Source organism: Pseudomonas sp. PDM02 (assembly GCF_014852285.1).
In the GTDB taxonomy this organism is placed as follows: Bacteria; Pseudomonadota; Gammaproteobacteria; order Pseudomonadales; family Pseudomonadaceae; genus Aquipseudomonas; species Aquipseudomonas migulae.
Map to the genome: position 1 here is coordinate 359,578 of NZ_JACVBL010000004.1, position 18,622 is coordinate 378,199.

Sequence of the window (18,622 nt, forward strand, 5' to 3'; positions counted from 1 at the left end):
CTGATGGGCATTGGTGTTTTGTGTCGTCTGGGCCGGCCTCATCGCCAGCAAGCCGGCTCCTACAGGGGAATGCATTTCAACTGTAGGAGCCGGCTTGCTGGCGATAGGCCGAAGGCCGCTCTCAGCGTTTCACTGCCACAGGCTGATTCAACTCCGCCCGCTTGCTCAGCAAATCAAACACCGCCGGATACGCCGGCCGCTCGACATAACGCCCGGCTCCACGCTCGGCGCGCAAATCACCGTCCGCCCAGACCACCCGGCCCTGGCTGATCGTATGGCTCGGGACACCGCGCACGGTCTTGCCTTCGAAGATGTTGAAGTCGACCTGCTGGTGATGAGTCTTCGCCGAAATCGTCCGTGTGCCCTCGGGATCCCACAGCACCAGATCCGCATCGGCACCCACGCGAATCGCACCTTTACGCGGGTAGAGGTTGAAGATCTTCGCGGTGTTGGTGGAGGTGAGCGCCACAAAGTGCTGCATCGAAAAACGCCCGGTGTTCACTCCTTCATCCCACAACACGGCCATGCGGTCTTCGATACCGGCAGTGCCATTCGGGATTTTGCTGAAGTCGTCACGGCCTGCGGCTTTTTGCTCGGCGCAGAAACAGCAGTGGTCGGTGGCGGTGGTGTGCAGGTTGCCGGACTGCAAGCCATGCCAAAGCGCTTCCTGATGGCCGCGAGGACGGAAGGGCGGGCTCATCACATAACCGGCGGCGGTCTGCCAGTCCGGATGCTGGTAGACGCTGTCATCCAGCAGCAAATGCCCGGCCAGCACTTCACCGTAGACTGGCTGGCCTTTGCTGCGGGCGTAGGTGATTTCGTCGAGGGCTTCCTTGGTCGATACGTGAACCAGGTACAGCGGCGTGCCAAGGGTTTCGGCGATACGAATCGCCCGGCTCGCCGCTTCACCTTCGACTTGTGAAGGGCGCGACAGCGGATGCGCTTCAGGGCCGGTAATGCCTTGGGCCATCAACTTGCGTTGCAGGTGATAAACCAGTTCTCCGTTTTCCGCATGCACGGTCGGCACCGCGCCCAATTCCAGGCAGCGCTCGAAACTCGCCACGAGGGTGTCATCGGCCGCCATGATCGCGTTCTTGTAGGCCATGAAATGCTTGAAGCTGTTGACCCCGTGATGGCTGACCAGCTCGGCCATTTCCTCACGGACCTGCTCGCTCCACCAGGTGATCGCCACGTGGAAGCCATAGTCCGACGCTGATTTTTCCGCCCAGCCGCGCCACTGATGAAACGCTTCCATCAACGACTGCTGCGGGTTGGGAATCACGAAGTCGATGATCGACGTGGTGCCACCGGCAAGTCCCGCCGCCGTGCCACTGAAAAAGTCTTCACTGGCCACGGTGCCCATGAAGGGCAGTTGCATGTGCGTGTGCGGGTCGATGCCGCCGGGCATCAGGTATTGGCCGCTGCCGTCGAGCACTTCGGCACCCGCCGGAACATCAAGATTGTCACCGATGGCTTTGATCACGCCGTCGGCGCAATAGACGTCGGCGCGATAACTTTCATCATGGGTAATAACGGTGGCGCCACGGATCAACAGAGACATTCCGAGTTCCTCGCAGGCAATGACTGACTGGTGTCAGTTCTAACTGTTTTATAGGCAGCTGGCGTCAACGGTCGTATTCCTGTCAACGCTGTCAGGATTAGAAGCTAGTATGAGTTCAAGGATTGAGCAAGAATATTTTTTATAAGCATATAACCGTTTTAAGCTATTGATAAATAATAACTAAATCGATTAATCACCAAAATGGTGAGGCCTCTCACCATTTTGACGCACTTGACAGGTTCCAAAAATAGACGAGATTTCTTATGTGAAATCAGCCGCTTGAGAATGGTCTATGGTTGATGCGCAACTTTGAAAAAAAGATCGATGCACCAGATTGAGTCCTGACGGTTCGGACAACTTGCCTGGCCTTTAGCCTGAGGGAACAGGCACGTCGCCGAGTACTCACTGGAGATAGATATAAAACTGATCAACATCAGTTAGTTGCAAAGTTTTTATGGAACTGCCCGATGCGCATTCGGAGTGCCCGGCACGTTTATTGATGCCGCCAGCCCCCGATGAGCAAAAAATAATTCAAAGAACAGTGGAGCGGCCATGCAACAGATCAGATCGCAAGTGACCGAACGCGACGGCTTGTTCGAGCTCGAAGCCGGCAGCGATGTCCTCGACAGTCCCCGATACAACCACGACATGGCACCGACCAAGGTGCGCGAACGAACCTGGAACAAATGGCACATCACCGCGCTATGGGTCGGCATGGCGATCTGCGTGCCGACCTACACCCTCGGCGGTGTGCTGACCGCCTATTTCGGCCTGACGGTCGGCGAGGCGCTGGTGGCAATTCTGCTCGCCAACATCATCGTGTTGATCCCGCTGACCTTGAATGCGTTTCCCGGCACTAAATACGGCATTCCGTTCCCGGTATTACTGCGTTCGTCCTTCGGCATCCTCGGTTCCAATATTCCCTGCCTGATCCGTGCGCTGGTGGCGTGTGGCTGGTTCGGCATCCAGACGATGTTCGGCGGGTTGGCGATTCACCTGTTTCTGGGCTCGGTGTTTGAGGGCTGGAAGTCCCTCGGTGGCACCGGCGAAGTCATCGGTTTCATGGTCTTCTGGGCGCTGAACCTGTGGGTGGTGATTCGCGGCGCCGACTCGATCAAGTGGCTTGAAACGCTGTCCGCGCCGCTGCTGGTGCTGGTGGGTGTCGGTCTGCTGGTGTGGGCGATGCCGAACGTGTCGATGACCGAGTTGCTGGCGATCCCGGCCAAGCGTCCGGAAGGCGCCAGTGTGGTCAGCTATTTCGCCGCCGGGCTGACCGCGATGGTCGGGTTCTGGGCGACGTTGTCGCTGAATATTCCCGACTTCAGCCGCTATGCGAAGAGCCAGAAAGACCAGATTGTCGGGCAGATCATCGGCTTGCCGCTGACCATGTTCCTGTTCGCCTCGTTGGGCGTGGTGATGACTGCCGCGTCGGTGAAACTGGTGGGCGTGACCGTCTCCGATCCCGTGACGTTGATCGGCCATATCCAGAGCCCGGTCTGGGTGGCGCTGGCCATGGCGTTGATCATCATTGCCACGCTGTCCACCAACACCGCGGCCAACATCGTGTCGCCGACCAACGACTTCCAGAACATCGCGCCGAAGGTGATCAACCGCACCAAGGCGGTGTTGCTGACCGGGCTGGTGGGGTTGTTGCTGATGGGCCATGAATTGCTGAAGAAGCTTGGGCTGATTGTCTCGGACCTGAGCCTGGAAACCGTCTATTCGAACTGGCTGCTGGGTTATTCGAGCCTGCTCGGGCCGATCGCCGGGATCATGGTGGTGGACTATTTCCTGATCAAGAAACAGCAACTGGACCTGGCCGGGTTGTATCGCGATGACGTGTACCCGGCGTGGAACTGGTATGGATTTATCGCGTTCGGCGTGCCGGTGGTCCTGACGTTGCTGTCGTTGGGCAGCGATGCGTTCAGCTGGTTTTACAGTTATGGCTGGTTCACTGGCTCGGCGCTGGGCGGGTTGATTTATTACGGGTTGTGCTCGGTGCGGCCAAGCCCGTCTATCGCGAAATCTCCGGTGTGAACACTGGCCTCTTCGCGAGCAAGCTTCGCTCCTACAAGGAATACGCAAACCTGTAGGAGCGAGCGGTGCGGCGATCCGACTTGCCCGCGAAGGCGGCGCCACAAACACCAAAGAATTGCCTGAAGAAACCTATAACAACTGCCTGAGGAGATCACCATGAACGCGGCCGTAGACGTTCTGCAATCCACCCATCAGCACATCAACCGCGACCGCCTGTGGCAGTCGCTCATGGACCTGGCCCGGCTTGGCGCCACGGTCAAGGGCGGCGTGTGTCGCCTGGCCCTGACCGACCTCGATCGCCAGGCCCGGGACATTTTCGTCAGGTGGTGCGAGGAGGCTGGGTGCACCGTCAGCATTGACGCCGTCGGCAACATCTTCGCCCGCCGGCCCGGCCGCAACCCGAACCTGCCGCCGGTGATGACCGGCAGCCACATCGATACCCAACCCACCGGCGGCAAGTTCGATGGCTGCTTCGGCGTACTGGCCGGGGTCGAAGTGCTGCGCACCCTCAACGACCTGGGCGTGGATACCGAAGCGCCGCTGGAAGTGGTGGTCTGGACCAACGAAGAAGGCTCGCGTTTCGCCCCGTGCATGATGGGCTCTGGCGTGTTTGCGGAAAAATTCACCCTCGAAGAAACCCTGGCCAAGGTCGATGCCGAAGGCATTACCGTCGGTGAAGCGCTGAACGCCATCGGCTATGCCGGACCACGAAAAGTCAGCGGTCACGCGGTCGGCGCGTATTTCGAAGCCCACATCGAGCAAGGCCCGATCCTTGAGGACGAACACAAAACCATCGGTGTGGTGATGGGCGCCCTCGGGCAGAAATGGTTCGACCTGAAACTGCGCGGCGTCGAAGCCCACGCCGGCCCGACTCCGATGCACCTGCGCAAGGATGCACTGGTCGGCGCCGCCGTGATCGTCGGTGCGGTCAACCGCGCCGCCCTCGGCCATCAACCCCACGCGTGTGGCACCGTCGGTTGCCTGCAAGCCTATCCCGGCTCACGCAACGTCATCCCCGGTGAAGTGCGCATGACCCTGGACTTCCGTCATCTGGAACCGGCGAGGCTGGACTCGATGATCGCTGAAGTCCGTGAAGTGATCGAAACCACCTGCGAAGAACACGGCCTGACCTACGAACTGACCCCCACCGCCGACTTCCCGCCGCTGTACTTCGACAAGGGCTGCGTCGAAGCGGTGCGCGGTGCCGCGCAAGGGCTCGGCTTGTCGCACATGGACATCGTCAGCGGAGCAGGGCACGACGCAATCTTCCTCGCGGAGCTCGGCCCGGCCGGGATGATCTTCGTCCCGTGCGAAGGCGGCATCAGCCACAACGAAATCGAAAACGCCGCGCCGGATGACCTGGCGGCCGGGTGTGCGGTGTTGTTGCGGGCGATGCTGGCGGCTTCGGCGGCGATTGCCGGGGGGCAGCTCGCGGCATAAACGTCAGAAATTCGCGTAAGCCCATGTAGGAGCGAAGCTTGCTCGCGAAGGCGTCTGTTCAATCGACAGTGATAGTCAAGTCGATGGTCCCTTCGCGAGCAAGCTTCGCTCCTACGGATTCGGATGTTTGCCGCACGATCCCCACCCCTCGCGGTCGTAATCTTCACAGAGCGCCACACGTTGGCGCGGCCGCCATTGTGGAGATCCAATGAGCCAGGACGTCCTGACCACCGAAACCAATCGCCGCCAGTTGCAGCAGATCATTGCTGGTTTGTCCGACGGGGTGATTCTGCTGGAGCTCGACCAGACCATTGTGTGGGCCAATGATGCTGCGCTGGCCATGCACGGCGTCAGCCGGATCAGCGAGTTGGGCGCGAACGCCAGGGAATATGCCCGGCGTTTCACGTTGCGCTATCGCAATAACCACCCGGTGGCGGCCGACAATTACCCGATCAACCGGGTTGCCCGGGGCGAGACCTTCAGCGATGTGTTGGTGGAGGTGACGCCGACCGCCGACGAGGATCGCACCTGGGTTCACAACGTGCGCAGCATGGTCCTGGCCGACAGTGCAGGGGCGCCGGAGTCGCTGGTGCTGATCATGGACGATGTCACCGAATGGGCCAGCGCCGAGCAGCGTTTTGAAAAGACCTTCAATGCCAACCCGGCCCCGGCGGTGATCTGCCGCCTCAGCGATTTGCGCTACATCAAGGTCAATTCGGGTTTTCTGGACATGACCGGGTATGCCCGCGATCAAGTCATCGGTGTTTCGACCTATGAACTGGACGTCCTTGAAGGCGCCGAAAAGAAAGACCTGGCGATCGAGCGTTTGCGCGAAAACACCACCATTCCCCAAATGCAGGCCGAGCTGAAGTTGGCCGATGGCAGCAGCAAACAGGTCATCGTCGCAGGCCAGCCGCTGGAGCTGAACGACGAAGACTGCATGCTGTTTTCTTTCGTCGACATGGAGCCACGGCACAAGGCTGAAGTTGCCCTGCGCCAGAGCGAGGAACGTTTCGCCAAGGCCTTTCGATTGACCCCGGTGCCCACCCTCGTGTGCGGTGCTGGCGATCAGGTGGTGATCGACGTCAACGAAGCCTTCCTCGATACACTCGCGTACCCCAGCGAAGACGTATTGGGCAAGACCCTCGCGGAGATCGATTTCATCCACGATCAAGGCGACCGCACTCGGCTGTTTGCGGCGCTGGAGAAAACTGGCCGCCTGGATCGCATCGATGTGCGTATCCGAAAAAAAGACGCTCAACTGATCGATTGCGCGATTTGCGCCGACACCGTGAGCATTCAGGACAACCCTTGTTACCTGCTGGTGTTGATGGACATTACCGAGCGCAAACGCACCGAGCTGGAATTGGTGGCGGCCATCGAAGAAGTGATGCAAGACGCGTCCTGGTTCAGCCGTACGCTGATCGAAAAACTCGCCAATGTGAAAAGCGTCAATTCGCCGAAATTGCCCAATGTGTCGTTTACCGACCTGACGGCCCGGGAACGCGATGTGCTCGGCCTGATCTGCGAAGGCCTGGCCGACAAGGAAATCGCCGCGCGCTTGAAACTGGCCCCCAATACGGTGCGCAATCACGTATCGACGGTTTACTCCAAACTCGATGTGCACAGTCGCAGCGAGGCGATTGTCTGGGCACGCGAGCGGGGATTGTTTTCCGGTGAGTGGCGATCCAAAGGGCAGCGGTAAGGTGCAAATGCACTAGTTGAGGCAGTGCAAATGGATGTTCTGATCGGGCTCGGCGGTTTTTAGGCTGTAAGGGTGAGATACGAGTCTTCGCGTCCCCCTCGATACAGGAAAAGGAACCGTCACATGGTCACGTTCAGAGCGCACAGGTTTATGCGCCGTCGCCAAGGTGAATCGCAATGATTTCCCTGGCGCAATTACGTCTGCAACTGGAACGCAGTTTTTCGCCGCTGGCCTGTGAGTGCACGCTTACGGGGGATCATTCGCTCACAGTGAAGCTCTATCATCCGGTTTCCGGGCAGGTCGACCTGGTGGTCAGTGGGTTGAACGTGGCATCGCTCGGGCCCCCGCAAGCATTAGAGGCGCTGATTGAAGAACTGCGTTACGAACTTGAGAGCAACACCCTGAATCGCTCCGATCCTGTGCGGTAGCGCACCTGGTTAAATGCTTGCTGTAATAAAGCAACGTGAGCTCAACCCCTCAGACCATAAGAAAAGTGAACGTTTGTTTCCCGTGATCGGTCCACCCTTTTGTAGTGTTTGCTGTTTATCGCGGAATATGTCGATCACTTATCGTGGGTCAGCCTATGAACAGTCTTGGAAAATGCACGTTTGCGCCTTTGTCGCTTGCCTTTTGCATAACGATACTCAGCGGTTGCGCCAGTCCACCGCCGCCACCTCCCGCCGCCCCACCTCCGATACCTCAACGCACGTGTGACACGTCTGAAAAAACCGATGTGTTGGGTGACGCAAGAGCTGAGGGGCAGGTGACAAGGGAGACCACGTTGACTCGGTGCGTGACTCAATAGCGCCTCATGTCGGATCTGAGAAACATTTCTTTTATCGCAATTGGTTCTAGTTTGACTGTCAACTCTGACAGTTCCCCTGCTGTGCGCATTGCCTCGATAGTCGAATGGTCAGTTTTCTCATCGCCACCGTCGTTTATCGAGGCAATGCCATGACATATAAAAGGGAATCCGTAGCAGCCGATTGGGACCAAGCCACGTTGACACTCAACGGTGTGCAGATTCAACCGCGTGATAAGCATCTTTTGTTTCGCGGGCAGGAAAACATCCTTACGGTTGAATTTCCGTCTCCGATCGTGAGTGTTCTACGTCTTGGTGTGGGGAATAATGAAGAGGGCCTGAAGCTGGAGGCGACCCCGCCCTTCAATAGCGACGTTAAAGACACTTTCAGTTGGACGATCAAACCGGACGAAGGCCTGAGTGGTCCAGTTGTGTTGGTGTTATACAGCGCTGAACTGTTATTCCCATTGGGGCTTGATGGTTCGGTGATATCGCCCAATCTGGATAGTGAGCTGCGGGTGTTGCTGGACGGTGTTGCGATACCGCCCAGTGGGGCGACCTTCACTGGGGAGGGAACACAAACACTCACCTTGGACTACTTGAACGGCGAACTATTGAAAAACGTTCCTCTGGCTCTGGATGCGGTCCTTGAGTCAGGGTTTGTGCCAGGTGATATCACTGGCGTTCCATCTCTTCGCGAGCTAACTACCCAGCATGAGTGGAAAGTCACTTGGCCTGACAAGGATGGATCATTCAAGCTGAAACTGTATAGCGAACAAGAGAAGGCTTTGCTGATGACTCCCGATGTTCGAGTTAGGGCGTTAGAGAAAGTCACCTTCGGGTTTTTACCTAAGCACGATAGTCCTCCAGTTCTTATTGAAAGATTTTTTATGCCTGATAATTTTCTTATGACTAATGTAGGCGTGATTCTCATGGATGCAGCCGGGCGGCCATTGAAGGATATTCCTGTAACTGTTTCTCAGCCATATATGGAAGATGCCGTTTTGGTGATCGATGGGGACGGTAGAAGGCCTGTGTTTATTGTTAATGAGGTCGCCGTCGTCGGGCACACTTTCAAAGTTATTGCAGTTGCGCCACTTCTTGATGGGGTTCGAACAGCCGAGTTGCTGGTGGAGGTAGTAGGCGCTTCATGATTTTGAAGTGAAAGGCGCCACTATTTAAGTGCTGTTAAATTTCGTGGAGTTACTGGCTTGCCTGCGACAGCCTCCCTATGGGCGGTATCGCAGGCAAGCTGGGATCCTGCATAAAGCGAATAGGCTTAACGAACTGCTTTATGACAAAAAGCCCCCATCCACATTCAACGAAACCCCAGTCGTATAACTGGAAGCATCACTCGCCAGATACAACACCGCCCCGGCCATCTCGCTCGGATCCGCCACGCGCTTCAGCGGGATCTGCGCCAACGCAGTCTTCAACATCGCATCATTCTTCACCAGCGCCGAGGCAAACTTAGTGTCGGTCAGGCCCGGCAGCAGGGCGTTGCAGCGAATCCCGAACTGCGCGCATTCCTTGGCGAACACTTTGGTCATGTTGATCACGGCTGCCTTGGTCACCGAGTAGATGCCCTGGAAAATCCCCGGCGAGATGCCGTTGATTGATGCGACATTGATGGTGCAGCTACTGCTGTTGAGATGTCCGAGTGGCGGCAATGTAACTGCCTTTATCGCATTTTGCTCTATAAAACTGTCAGTTCTGACAGTTACCCAAGCCCAGTTTCCTTTGGATAGTCGAATAGCTTTTTTCACTACCTCCGTCGATGTTCGAGGAAACGCCATGACCATCCAGATCAACTCCGGATTAGCCGGAATTCAGCCCGTATACATCTGCTACGGCGCCCCTAGCCATACCCTCAGGGTTAAAGGCGCGGAGGATAGCCCTTGGGTTGGCCACGGTGCGAGCCTCAATCACGCGGCCGGTGATTCGTCATTGATCACCGCCGAACCCGGATATGGCGAACTTCAGACGCTTAGAGCCGAGGGCTCGGAATGGAAGCTCAACTGCCCGGCCGATGGCATGGACCGCGACTTCGATTACTGGATTCAAAGTGAATTTACCGCCGCGCCTTACAAGATCCCGATGCGGTTGGGGCACTATCGCCGTGAGATTCTGGGCAGCCGCAGTCCGATCCGTGCGCCGGTGATAGGAGATACGGTGAAGGCCGAAATCACGGTCGGGTCTTACTACACAAAACAGGAACTGGAAGGCGTTCCGGTCGACTGGAAGATTGATGGGGAAACACTTACCGTACCGACATCAGAGTCGGGTGTAAGCCAGTTCACCTATATCGTAAAAACATTGGGTGCGCAAACGATCACGGCTGAACTCCACAGTCCGTATGACGATAAAACAGTGAAAAAGTCTTTTGAGATCAATGTTCATAAGATAAGCCCTTGGAAAGAGGCCAAGTTGTTCATCAATGAAATAGGAGTGATGTGGGGCGATTCCTTTGTACTGACTCGCGGAAGTGCAAACACTGTAAGAGTGGAGGTCGCGCCGGAGATTGCGAAGGTATTGCGTCTGGAGGTGGGTGAGGGAGGAGACTTGAGTCTTGTATCAAACCCGCCTTTCAACAGCGAGGTTAGCCCGGTCGGTGAAACGTTCAACTGGACAGTCACGCCGGACGATGGGCTAAGCGGAAGTGTCACGTTGGTTATTTTCAGCCCGGATGTGGCGCTACCTTGGGATCTTCCATGCTTGGTGATGTCAGCGGACCTGGCTGATGAGGTGGACGAGATCCTTGTTGGCGGTGTCGTTTCTCCGGATGGTGTCGTGTTCTTCAGGAATGAGCCGCAGACCGTCACCGTGACCTACAAGCCAGGCAGCCCCCTGCAAGGCTATCCGCTGAAGCTGACAGGCACGCCGCTCACTGGTGTGCAACCAGGCGACCTGGTGGTGACACCGGGCAACGGTCATACGTGGTCGGTCGCGGCCTCCAACCGTAGCGGGACATTCAAGCTGAAGTTGGAAGGAGTGGGCATTGCCCGTGGCATTACGCTGCCCGTCAGCAAGGTGTTGTCACGCATTCTGGCGGATGAGGTCACGGTTCAGATTGACGGACAGGATGCGGTGGCGGGCAGCACTTACTTCAGAGGTGAGGAGCACACGCTGACGCTGGTTCCCAAACTTGACAGCCCGATTGCGGGTCATGGGGTCGGGCTGTGGCTGGGTGGCTCATCGCTCGTGACCTGCGACCCTCCGGCGGAAACGTTTACCGGGGTGCACAGCTGGATAATCACATTCGTGACGAACGAAAGCGGTCTGTTTTATTTTGAGTTCATGGGCAAGCATTTCGGCGGGGGCAACATAAAAATTGATGCCAATAAACTGCTGTCGCGCAACCTGGCGGATGAGGTCACGGTTCAGATTGACGGAAAGGACGCGGTAGCCGGCAGCACTTACTTCAGAGGTGAGGAGCACACGCTGACGCTGGTTCCCAAACTTGACAGCCCGATTGAGGGCCATGGGGTCGGACTGTGGCTGGGTGGTTCATCGCTCGTGACCTGCAATCCTCCGGCGGAAACGTTTACCGGGGTGCACAGCTGGATAATCACGTTCGCGACGAACGAAAGCGGTCTGTTTTATTTTGAGCTCAAGGGCAAGCATTTCGGCGGGGGCAACATAAAAATTGATGCCAATAAACTGCTATCGCGCAACCTGGCGGACGAGGTCACGGTTCAGATTGACGGAAAGGACGCGGTAGCCGGCAGCACTTACTTCAGAGGTGGTGTACATACGCTGACGCTGGTTCCCAAACCAGGCAGCCAGATCGCGGGCCATGGGGTCGGGTTGTGGCTGGGGCGCTCACCGCTCGTGACCTGTAATCCTCCACCAGAGACCTTTTCCGGGCTACATACCTGGACAATCACACTCTCGGCGGACACAAGCGGTCTGTTTAATCTTGAACTCGCGGCCGAGAATTTTGGCAGGGGCAACATAAAAATTGATGCCAATAAGCTGCTATCGCGCAACTTGGCGGATGAGGTGAAATCCTTTCTGTTGGATGGCGTTGCGATTCCGCCAACCGGAGCAGACTTCGACGGGAGGAAAATCAATACACTCAGCCTCGATTACAAGAATGCAGGCTTGTTGAATGGCGTTCCAATATCTCTTGAATTGGATGAGGACTCGTCGCTCATACAAAGTGACTTTGATTGCACCCCGCGCTTTCGTCAACTCTCCACGCCGCACAACTGGAAGATTAAAAGTGCTATGTACAGGTCGGGAACCTTCAGGCTGAAGATATCCACCGCCGTCGATTCCAATGACGGGGCAATGCTTACGCCGGTTAATCGATTGTTGGCACCGGATTTCACGGACACCACACTAAAATTTCAAGCGGGTCTCGAACTAGCACCTGTACCCCCTGAGATGATGTTCATTAATCTCGGCATTCTGTTCGGCATTGTTGTAAGACTCCATTTTCAGGGGGGCGCCCCGGTGGTCGGAATGCCTGTAAAAATTGTTGTTCCAGGCAAAGGTACCTACTCAGGTAAAACCGGAGCTGGTGGTGGTTTCATTTCACCTTATATCTCGTTTAGCAAGGCAGGGGTGAAGACGGTTACTGCAGAAGCCACGTTGTCTGACGGAACACTGCGTAGTGCAACAGTATTGTTTGACGTCAGATCGGGGATAGGAGAATAGCAAACGATCATTAGGTTCAAGCTAACCCTGATGGAGGGGGGCAGGGTTAGTTTGGTTGCCTGATTCCTTGTCTCCAAATGTCGTTTTGTTTGAGTCCGTATTTGAAGGCAGGCACTAACGCGCTGCCTTCAAACGGTTGGTTGTTGAGATAAGTCTCGCTTGTTCAGTCAGACCTTAATCATCGCCGCCTGCGGCGAAGGTACTCAACATCAAGACAAGAACCCCCCATCCACATTCAACGAAATACCCGTCGTGTAACTGGACGCATCACTCGCCAGATACAACACCGCCCCCGCCATTTCGCTCGGATCCGCCACGCGCTTCAGCGGGATCTGCGCCAACGCCGTCTTCAAAATCGCATCATTCTTCACCAGCGCCGACGCAAACTTGGTGTCGGTCAGGCCCGGCAGCAGGGCGTTGCAGCGAATCCCGAACTGCGCACATTCCTTGGCAAACACCTTGGTCATGTTGATCACGGCTGCCTTGGTCACCGAGTAGATGCCCTGGAAAATCCCCGGCGAGATGCCGTTGATCGATGCGACGTTGATGATGCTGCCACCACCGTTGTCGCGCATCAGTTTGCCCGCTTCCACGGACATGAAGAAGTAGCCGCGGATGTTGACGTCGACGGTTTTCTGGAAGGCGCTGAGGTCGGTGTCCAGTACGTTGCAGAACTGCGGGTTGGTCGCGGCGTTGTTGACCAGGATGTCCAGGCGGCCGAACTGTTCGCGGATGCCGGCGAAGACCTGGCTGATCTGTTCCATTTCGCCAATGTGGCACGCGACGGCGGTGGCTTTGCCGCCGGCAGCGATGATGGCGTCGGCGACGTGCTGGCAGCCTTCGAGTTTACGGCTCGAGACGATGACATGGGCGCCTTGCTGGGCCAGGAGTTTGGCGATGGCTTCACCGATACCACGGCTGGCGCCGGAGACGAAAGCGATCTTGCCGTCGAGGTCGAACAATTGAGTCTTGGACATGGGAGTTCCTTGTTATAGGCCTGACATTTGTACCGTAGGAGCCAGCGATGCGGCGACCCGACTTGCCGGCGAAGAACGATTACGCGGTATTACAGATACACCGCAGTGTCCAATTCGCCGGCAAGTCGGGTCGCCGCATCGCTGGCTCCTACAAGTGGTGTGTTGTATCAGAGGCTGGATTTCTGGATGACCTGCAAACTCATCTGCTCCAGCAGTTTGTTCATGTGAATGAACTGCGCGAAGCGTTTGTCCTGGGTCTGACCATGGAAGAAGCGGTAGTAGATCTGCTGCACGATGCCGGCCAGGCGAAACAGGCCGTAGGTGTAGTAGAAGTCGAAGTTGTCGATCTGGATGCCCGAACGCTGGGCGTAGTAATCGACGAACTCGCGGCGGGTCAGCATGCCCGGTGCGTGGCTCGGCTGGCGGCGCATCATTTGCACCGGGGCCGGGTCGCCGGCTTCGATCCAGTAGGCGAGGGTGTTGCCCAGGTCCATCAGCGGATCGCCGAGGGTGGTGAGTTCCCAATCGAGCACGCCGATGATCTGCATCGGGTTGTTCGGGTCGAGGATCACGTTATCGAAGCGGTAGTCGTTGTGCACGATGCTTGAGGTCGGGTGATCGGCCGGCATTTTGTCGTTGAGCCAGGCTTTGACCACGTCCCATTGCGGGGCGTCCGGGGTCAGGGCTTTTTCGTAGCGATCGCTCCAGCCTTTGATCTGCCGCGCCACATAACCTTCGGGTTTGCCCAGATCACCGAGGCCATAGGCCTTGTAGTCGACCTGGTGCAGTTCAACGAACTTGTCGATGAAACTCTTGCACAGGGCTTCGGTTTTCGCCGAATCCAGGCCCAGTTCCGGCGGCAGTTCGGAGCGCAGGATGATCCCGTTGACCCGTTCCATCACATAGAACTCGGCACCGATCACCGATTCGTCGGTGCAGTGCACGTAGGCTTTGGGGCAGTACGGAAAACCGTCGCGCAGTTGATTGAGGATGCGGAATTCGCGGCCCATGTCGTGGGCGGATTTGGCCTTGTGGCCAAACGGTGGCCGGCGCAGGACAAATTCCTGTTCGGGGTATTCCAGCAGGTAGGTGAGGTTCGACGCACCGCCGGGAAACTGGCTGATTTGCGGCAAACCGCTGAGGCCCGGAATGTGGGCCTTGAGGTACGGATCGATCAGGCTGGCATCGAGTTCTTCGCCGGAGCGGATACGGGTGGACTGGTCAGTAAGCGCCATGCTTATCCCTTCTGCTTATTCTGGAGGCCTGAGACTATTGGCTAATCTAATGTGCACACCCGGCACCGACAACCACGATCAGCCCTTATAGGTGAGCGTGTTGCCGGGCAATCATTGCTTTTGATACACCTGTTTGAATGTTGTCACAGTGCTGCCTGATTCGCATTGGCCGGCAGGGCGACGGGGGTGAGCACCGGTTCACCGGAAAAGAACGCCATCAGGTTGCGCCCGACCAGTTCGACCGTGCCCTGGGTCGCTTCCGGAGACAGTCCCGCGACGTGCGGCGTGAGGATGACATTGCTCAAGGCTTTCAAGGCCTCAGGCACCTGAGGTTCGTGGTCGAAGACATCCAGTGCCGCGCCGGCAATACGTCGCTGTTCCAGTGCGCCGATCAGATCGGCGGTTACCACGACACTGGCCCGAGCGATGTTGACGAGAAAACCGTTGGGACCCAGCGCGTCCAGCACCGGGCGATTGATCAGGTTTCTGGTGCCGATTCCGCCGGGCGTGGCCACCACCAGGAAATCCGAGACGCGGGCCAGTTCGGTAGGCGTCGAACAGAAGCTGTATGGCACATCGCTGCGATGTTGGCGGTTGTGGTAGCTGACCGTCATGTCGAAACCGTTGGCCGCGCGCCTGGAGATGGCCATGCCGACCGCGCCGAGGCCGAGGATGCCCAGGCGTTTGCCGGCGAGGGAAGGGCGCATGATCTTCGGCCACTCGCCCCGTCTTACGGCGGCGTCGCAGCGCGGGATATCACGCACCAGCGAGAGCAGCATCGCCATCGCATGGTCGGCGACCGAAGAAGCGTTGACGCCGGCGCCGTTGGTGACGGTCAGGCCCCGGTCGGCGGCGGCTTGCAGGTCGACGTGTTCGTAGCCGGCACCGATCACGCAAATGATCTTCAGCGCCGGCAGCGCGGCTATTTCGTCAGCGTACAAACCTAACGGGCCACGGGTCAGGACCGCATCGATCCGGGCGCCGTGGGTGGCAATGGCCTCGGCGCGCTCGGCGGGGGTCGGTGCCAGAATCAGGTGAAACCCCTGATGCTCCAGAATCGGCAAGTAATCATTGATTGTTTCAACCAGTACCAGAACGGTTGCGGGCATGCTGGACTCCTGTGACTTGAAAATCCCTAGAGATTGCTGGCTTCAAAGTGCATTGGCAACGATCAAGGTCGCAGCGCTACCAGATGATCATAGCGGAACAGGAGGGAGAGGTTATGGCGCTGTCAAAAAGCTGCGCGCCGCGTCCAGAATCTCATCGGACAATGGTTCGCCACGGGTCGCGCGGGCCAGCGTCAGGGCGCCGACCATCAAGGAGAACTGCACCAGCGCCTGCTGTCGATCGCGTTCGTCATCGCCAGTGTCCATCAGGGGGGCGAACGTGCCGAGCAATGAGTCGAGACCCTCCATGAACGTTTGGCGCAGGCCGCTTTCGGCGGCTTCGTGGCACATGTCACCGGCAAACGCCGTCACTGGGCAGCTGTCGCCTGGATTATCGCGGCTGGCTGCCGACAGGTAGGGTTTGATCAAGGCCTGACGGGCGGCGTTCTTGTCTTCATTGGCGGCGATCCAGTCTTTCCAGCGGTCTGCCGATTGCTGGAATGCGCGGCCACTGGCCTCCTGGGCCAAGGCTTCCTTGGACTCGAAATGCCCATAGAAACCGCCATGGGTCAGGCCTGCTGCCGCCATGACGTCGATGACGCTGATGCCATGCACGCCCCGTTCGCGAAACAGCCGCGTGGCCGCCTCGACGATAATCTCGCGGTTGAGTTCGGCTTGTTTGCGGGAAACACGGGGCATTGGCGGCTCACATAGATAAAGGATGGCGATCAGAGGGCGTACTGAGCAATTCCGTTGCCGAACGACCAGTTCTCTTTTTTCACTTCGACCAGATTAATGAAAACGTCCTCGAGGCGCACCGCCAGTTCAGCGTTAAGGCTCTCGGCGATGGTTTTATAGAGCAGTTTCTTCTGCTCGACGGTGCGGCCTTCGCTCAGGGTGATCTGAATCACCACCAGTTTGTCGCTGCGGTCGATCCCCAGGTACTGCGGGTCAAAGATGAAGTGCTGCTCGTCGTGTTCGGCGAGGATCTGGAAATTATCGTTTTCCGGCACGCCGATGGCGCTGTGCATGGCGGCGTAGATCAACTGCCCGATGCGTTTGGCGTGGGTGGGGTCCTGATGCTTTTTGATGTCGATGCGAACCAGTGGCATGGAAGGTCTCCGGAAGGGATGCGGGCTTACTTAAAATACATGATGGCAAACCTTTATCAAGTCGAAGCTGGCTTTGGCGATGAAGCGTTTGTGCGTGATTGAGGCTCAACCGAAATTGTAGGAGCCGGCTTGCCGGCGAAAGATTTTGGATATTGCGGTTTTCTTCCGTCCGCCATCGCTGGCAAGCCAACTCCTACAGGGTGGTGTTCGCTCCAGATTTGCTGATCCGCACAACCATTCCTCAGCTAAGTCTTTGCTTCTGTTCATTAATCCCGGAGAATCGCGCCCCTGTTTCGGCCAGGGCGCTGCCTGTCGGATTTTTCCGACTCGTCCTGACCGGGTAGCAACTGACCGGAATGTGGAGATCCCACCGGATGAATGATCAGGCCAATAGCGTTAACGAACGCTATGTAGCGGCGAACCCTGTCAGCCTTGAGGGCTGGAATCGTCATGACACCACCTGGATGCTCGGCCTGTTTGGCACGGCCATCGGGGCCGGTACCCTGTTTTTGCCGATCAACGCGGGTCTGGGCGGTTTCTGGCCGTTGCTGGTGCTGGCGCTGCTGGCGTTCCCCATGACGTTTTACGCGCACCGCGGCCTGACCCGCTTCGTGTTGTCCGGTCGCGAAGGCGCGGACATCACAGAAGTGGTGGAAGAGCATTTCGGCATCAAGGCCGGTGCGCTGATCACCTTGCTGTACTTCTTCGCGATTTTCCCGATCCTGCTGATCTACAGCGTGGCCCTGACCAACACCGTGGGCAGTTTCCTTGAGCATCAACTGCACATCATGCCGCCACCGCGCGCCGTGCTGTCGTTTGTGCTGATCCTCGGCCTGCTGGCGGTGGTGCGTTGCGGCGAGCAGGTGATCGTCAAGGCGATGAGCCTGATGGTGTATCCGTTCATCGTGGCGTTGCTGTTTCTGGCGGTGTTCCTGATTCCGCACTGGAACGGCGGCATCCTCACCACGGCATCGACGCTGCCTGAGCCGTCGGCGCTGCTGCACACCTTGTGGCTGGCGATTCCGGTGATGGTCTTCTCGTTCAACCACTCGCCGATCATCTCGGCGTTCGCGGTGGACCAGAAGCGTCGCTATGGTGAGCATGCGGAAGAGCGCAGCTCGCAGATCCTGTCCCGCGCCCATGTGTTGATGGTGGTGATGGTGCTGTTCTTCGTGTTCAGCTGCGTGCTGACCCTGTCGCCGGTGCAACTGGCGGAAGCGAAGGCGCAGAACCTGTCGATCCTGTCGTACCTGGCCAACCATTTCAGCAACCCGACCATCGCGTTTGCGGCGCCGTTGATTGCGTTTGTGGCGATTTCCAAGTCGTTCCTCGGGCATTACATCGGTGCCAGTGAAGGTCTGAAAGGCCTGATCGTGAAGAGCGGCAAGCGTCCGGCACCGAAGACGCTGGACCGTATGACCGCGGCGTTCATGCTGGTGGTGTGCTGGATTGTGGCGACGCTGAATCCGAGCATTCTGGGGATGATCGAGACCCTCGGTGGCCCGATCATTGCGGCGATTCTGTTCCTGATGCCGATGTATGCGATCCGCAAGGTGCCGGCGATGGCACGTTTCCGTGGTCAAGCGTCCAATGTGTTTGTGACGGCGGTTGGTTTGGTGGCTATTTCGGCGTTGATTTATTCGCTGAGCGCTTGATTGTTGTTGTTTGCTTGATTGGTTGAGATGACGGCTGATCCGCTTTGCGGGTTGGCCGTTTTTTTTGTGCGCTGGTTTTTTTAGGGGGGGCATATCCGTTGCTGCGGTAACGGCTGCTAATGGTTTCGCCCTTACGGCGAGTCACTTGGAAGAGCCCCAAGTAACCAAGGGCTCTTGCCCCTTTCGTTCGGTGCCTCGCTGTGGCTCGGCATACCCTCGCTCCGGTCCTGCTCCGTGGGCCCGCCGCCATCGGCCATCCCTGGCCGGGGGCGGCTAACCCGGCATCCATGCCGGGTTGCCCACTGCGCAGAACCTGCGCTCGGCCTCTCG

General features: G+C 57.6%; 14 protein-coding genes. 7 read left to right on the forward strand and 7 right to left on the reverse strand.

The window, feature by feature from the left end:
• Positions 1-121: 121 nt before the first annotated feature.
• Positions 122-1,561, reverse strand: a complete 1,440-nt coding sequence (gene hydA, locus IB245_RS09975; protein ID WP_008024835.1) for a dihydropyrimidinase — start codon at positions 1,559-1,561, stop codon at positions 122-124.
• Positions 1,562-2,113: 552 nt separating this feature from the next.
• Between hydA and IB245_RS09980 the strand changes: the two genes are divergently transcribed.
• From IB245_RS09980 to IB245_RS10000, 5 genes are all read left to right on the forward strand, one after another.
• Complete coding sequence (locus IB245_RS09980; protein WP_008036778.1) at positions 2,114-3,598, forward strand: NCS1 family nucleobase:cation symporter-1; 1,485 nt, start codon at positions 2,114-2,116, stop codon at positions 3,596-3,598.
• Between the two features lie 156 nt (positions 3,599-3,754).
• Positions 3,755-5,038, forward strand: coding sequence for a Zn-dependent hydrolase (locus IB245_RS09985; protein ID WP_192227456.1), 1,284 nt, complete (start codon positions 3,755-3,757; stop codon positions 5,036-5,038).
• Between the two features lie 208 nt (positions 5,039-5,246).
• On the forward strand, positions 5,247-6,743 hold the full coding sequence (locus tag IB245_RS09990) for a helix-turn-helix transcriptional regulator (protein WP_192227457.1): 1,497 nt from the start codon (positions 5,247-5,249) through the stop codon (positions 6,741-6,743).
• Between the two features lie 176 nt (positions 6,744-6,919).
• Entirely contained in the window at positions 6,920-7,171 is a 252-nt protein-coding gene (locus IB245_RS09995) for a DUF1652 domain-containing protein (protein WP_192227458.1), read from the forward strand.
• 481 nt (positions 7,172-7,652) lie between these two features.
• Positions 7,653-8,699 carry a hypothetical protein gene (locus IB245_RS10000; protein WP_192227459.1) on the forward strand — a complete coding sequence of 349 codons (1,047 nt, stop codon included), beginning with the start codon at positions 7,653-7,655 and terminating at the stop codon, positions 8,697-8,699.
• A 138-nt stretch (positions 8,700-8,837) separates the two neighbouring features.
• Here the strand turns inward: IB245_RS10000 and IB245_RS10005 are convergent, their stop codons facing one another.
• On the reverse strand, positions 8,838-9,347 hold the full coding sequence (locus tag IB245_RS10005; protein WP_318652961.1) for an SDR family oxidoreductase: 510 nt from the start codon (positions 9,345-9,347) through the stop codon (positions 8,838-8,840).
• Between IB245_RS10005 and IB245_RS10010 the strand changes: the two genes are divergently transcribed.
• Positions 9,340-12,207 (forward strand): hypothetical protein, encoded by a 2,868-nt coding sequence (locus IB245_RS10010; protein WP_192227460.1) that lies wholly within the window; start codon positions 9,340-9,342, stop codon positions 12,205-12,207. The two genes, IB245_RS10005 and IB245_RS10010, sit on opposite strands and share 8 nt — an antisense overlap.
• Positions 12,208-12,416: 209 nt before the next feature.
• On the opposite strand, the gene IB245_RS10015 is transcribed toward IB245_RS10010, so the two are convergent.
• The 5 genes from IB245_RS10015 to IB245_RS10035 form a co-directional block, all read right to left on the reverse strand.
• On the reverse strand, positions 12,417-13,184 hold the full coding sequence (locus IB245_RS10015; RefSeq protein WP_192227461.1) for an SDR family oxidoreductase: 768 nt from the start codon (positions 13,182-13,184) through the stop codon (positions 12,417-12,419).
• A gap of 167 nt (positions 13,185-13,351) precedes the next feature.
• Positions 13,352-14,419: a phosphotransferase family protein gene (locus IB245_RS10020; protein WP_008024825.1), complete on the reverse strand. Its 1,068-nt coding sequence runs from the start codon at positions 14,417-14,419 to the stop codon at positions 13,352-13,354.
• Positions 14,420-14,562: 143 nt separating this feature from the next.
• Complete coding sequence (locus IB245_RS10025; protein ID WP_192227462.1) at positions 14,563-15,528, reverse strand: 2-hydroxyacid dehydrogenase; 966 nt, start codon at positions 15,526-15,528, stop codon at positions 14,563-14,565.
• Between the two features lie 111 nt (positions 15,529-15,639).
• A complete protein-coding gene (locus IB245_RS10030) occupies positions 15,640-16,224 on the reverse strand; it encodes a TetR/AcrR family transcriptional regulator (RefSeq protein ID WP_192227463.1) in 585 nt (194 codons plus the stop codon).
• Positions 16,225-16,253: 29 nt separating this feature from the next.
• The gene (locus IB245_RS10035; protein ID WP_008036811.1) at positions 16,254-16,637 is read right to left on the reverse strand and encodes a tautomerase family protein; all 384 of its coding nucleotides are present in this window, start codon (positions 16,635-16,637) and stop codon (positions 16,254-16,256) included.
• A gap of 374 nt (positions 16,638-17,011) precedes the next feature.
• Between IB245_RS10035 and IB245_RS10040 the strand changes: the two genes are divergently transcribed.
• Positions 17,012-18,292, forward strand: coding sequence for a serine/threonine transporter (locus IB245_RS10040; protein WP_192227464.1), 1,281 nt, complete (start codon positions 17,012-17,014; stop codon positions 18,290-18,292).
• Positions 18,293-18,622 lie beyond the last annotated feature (330 nt).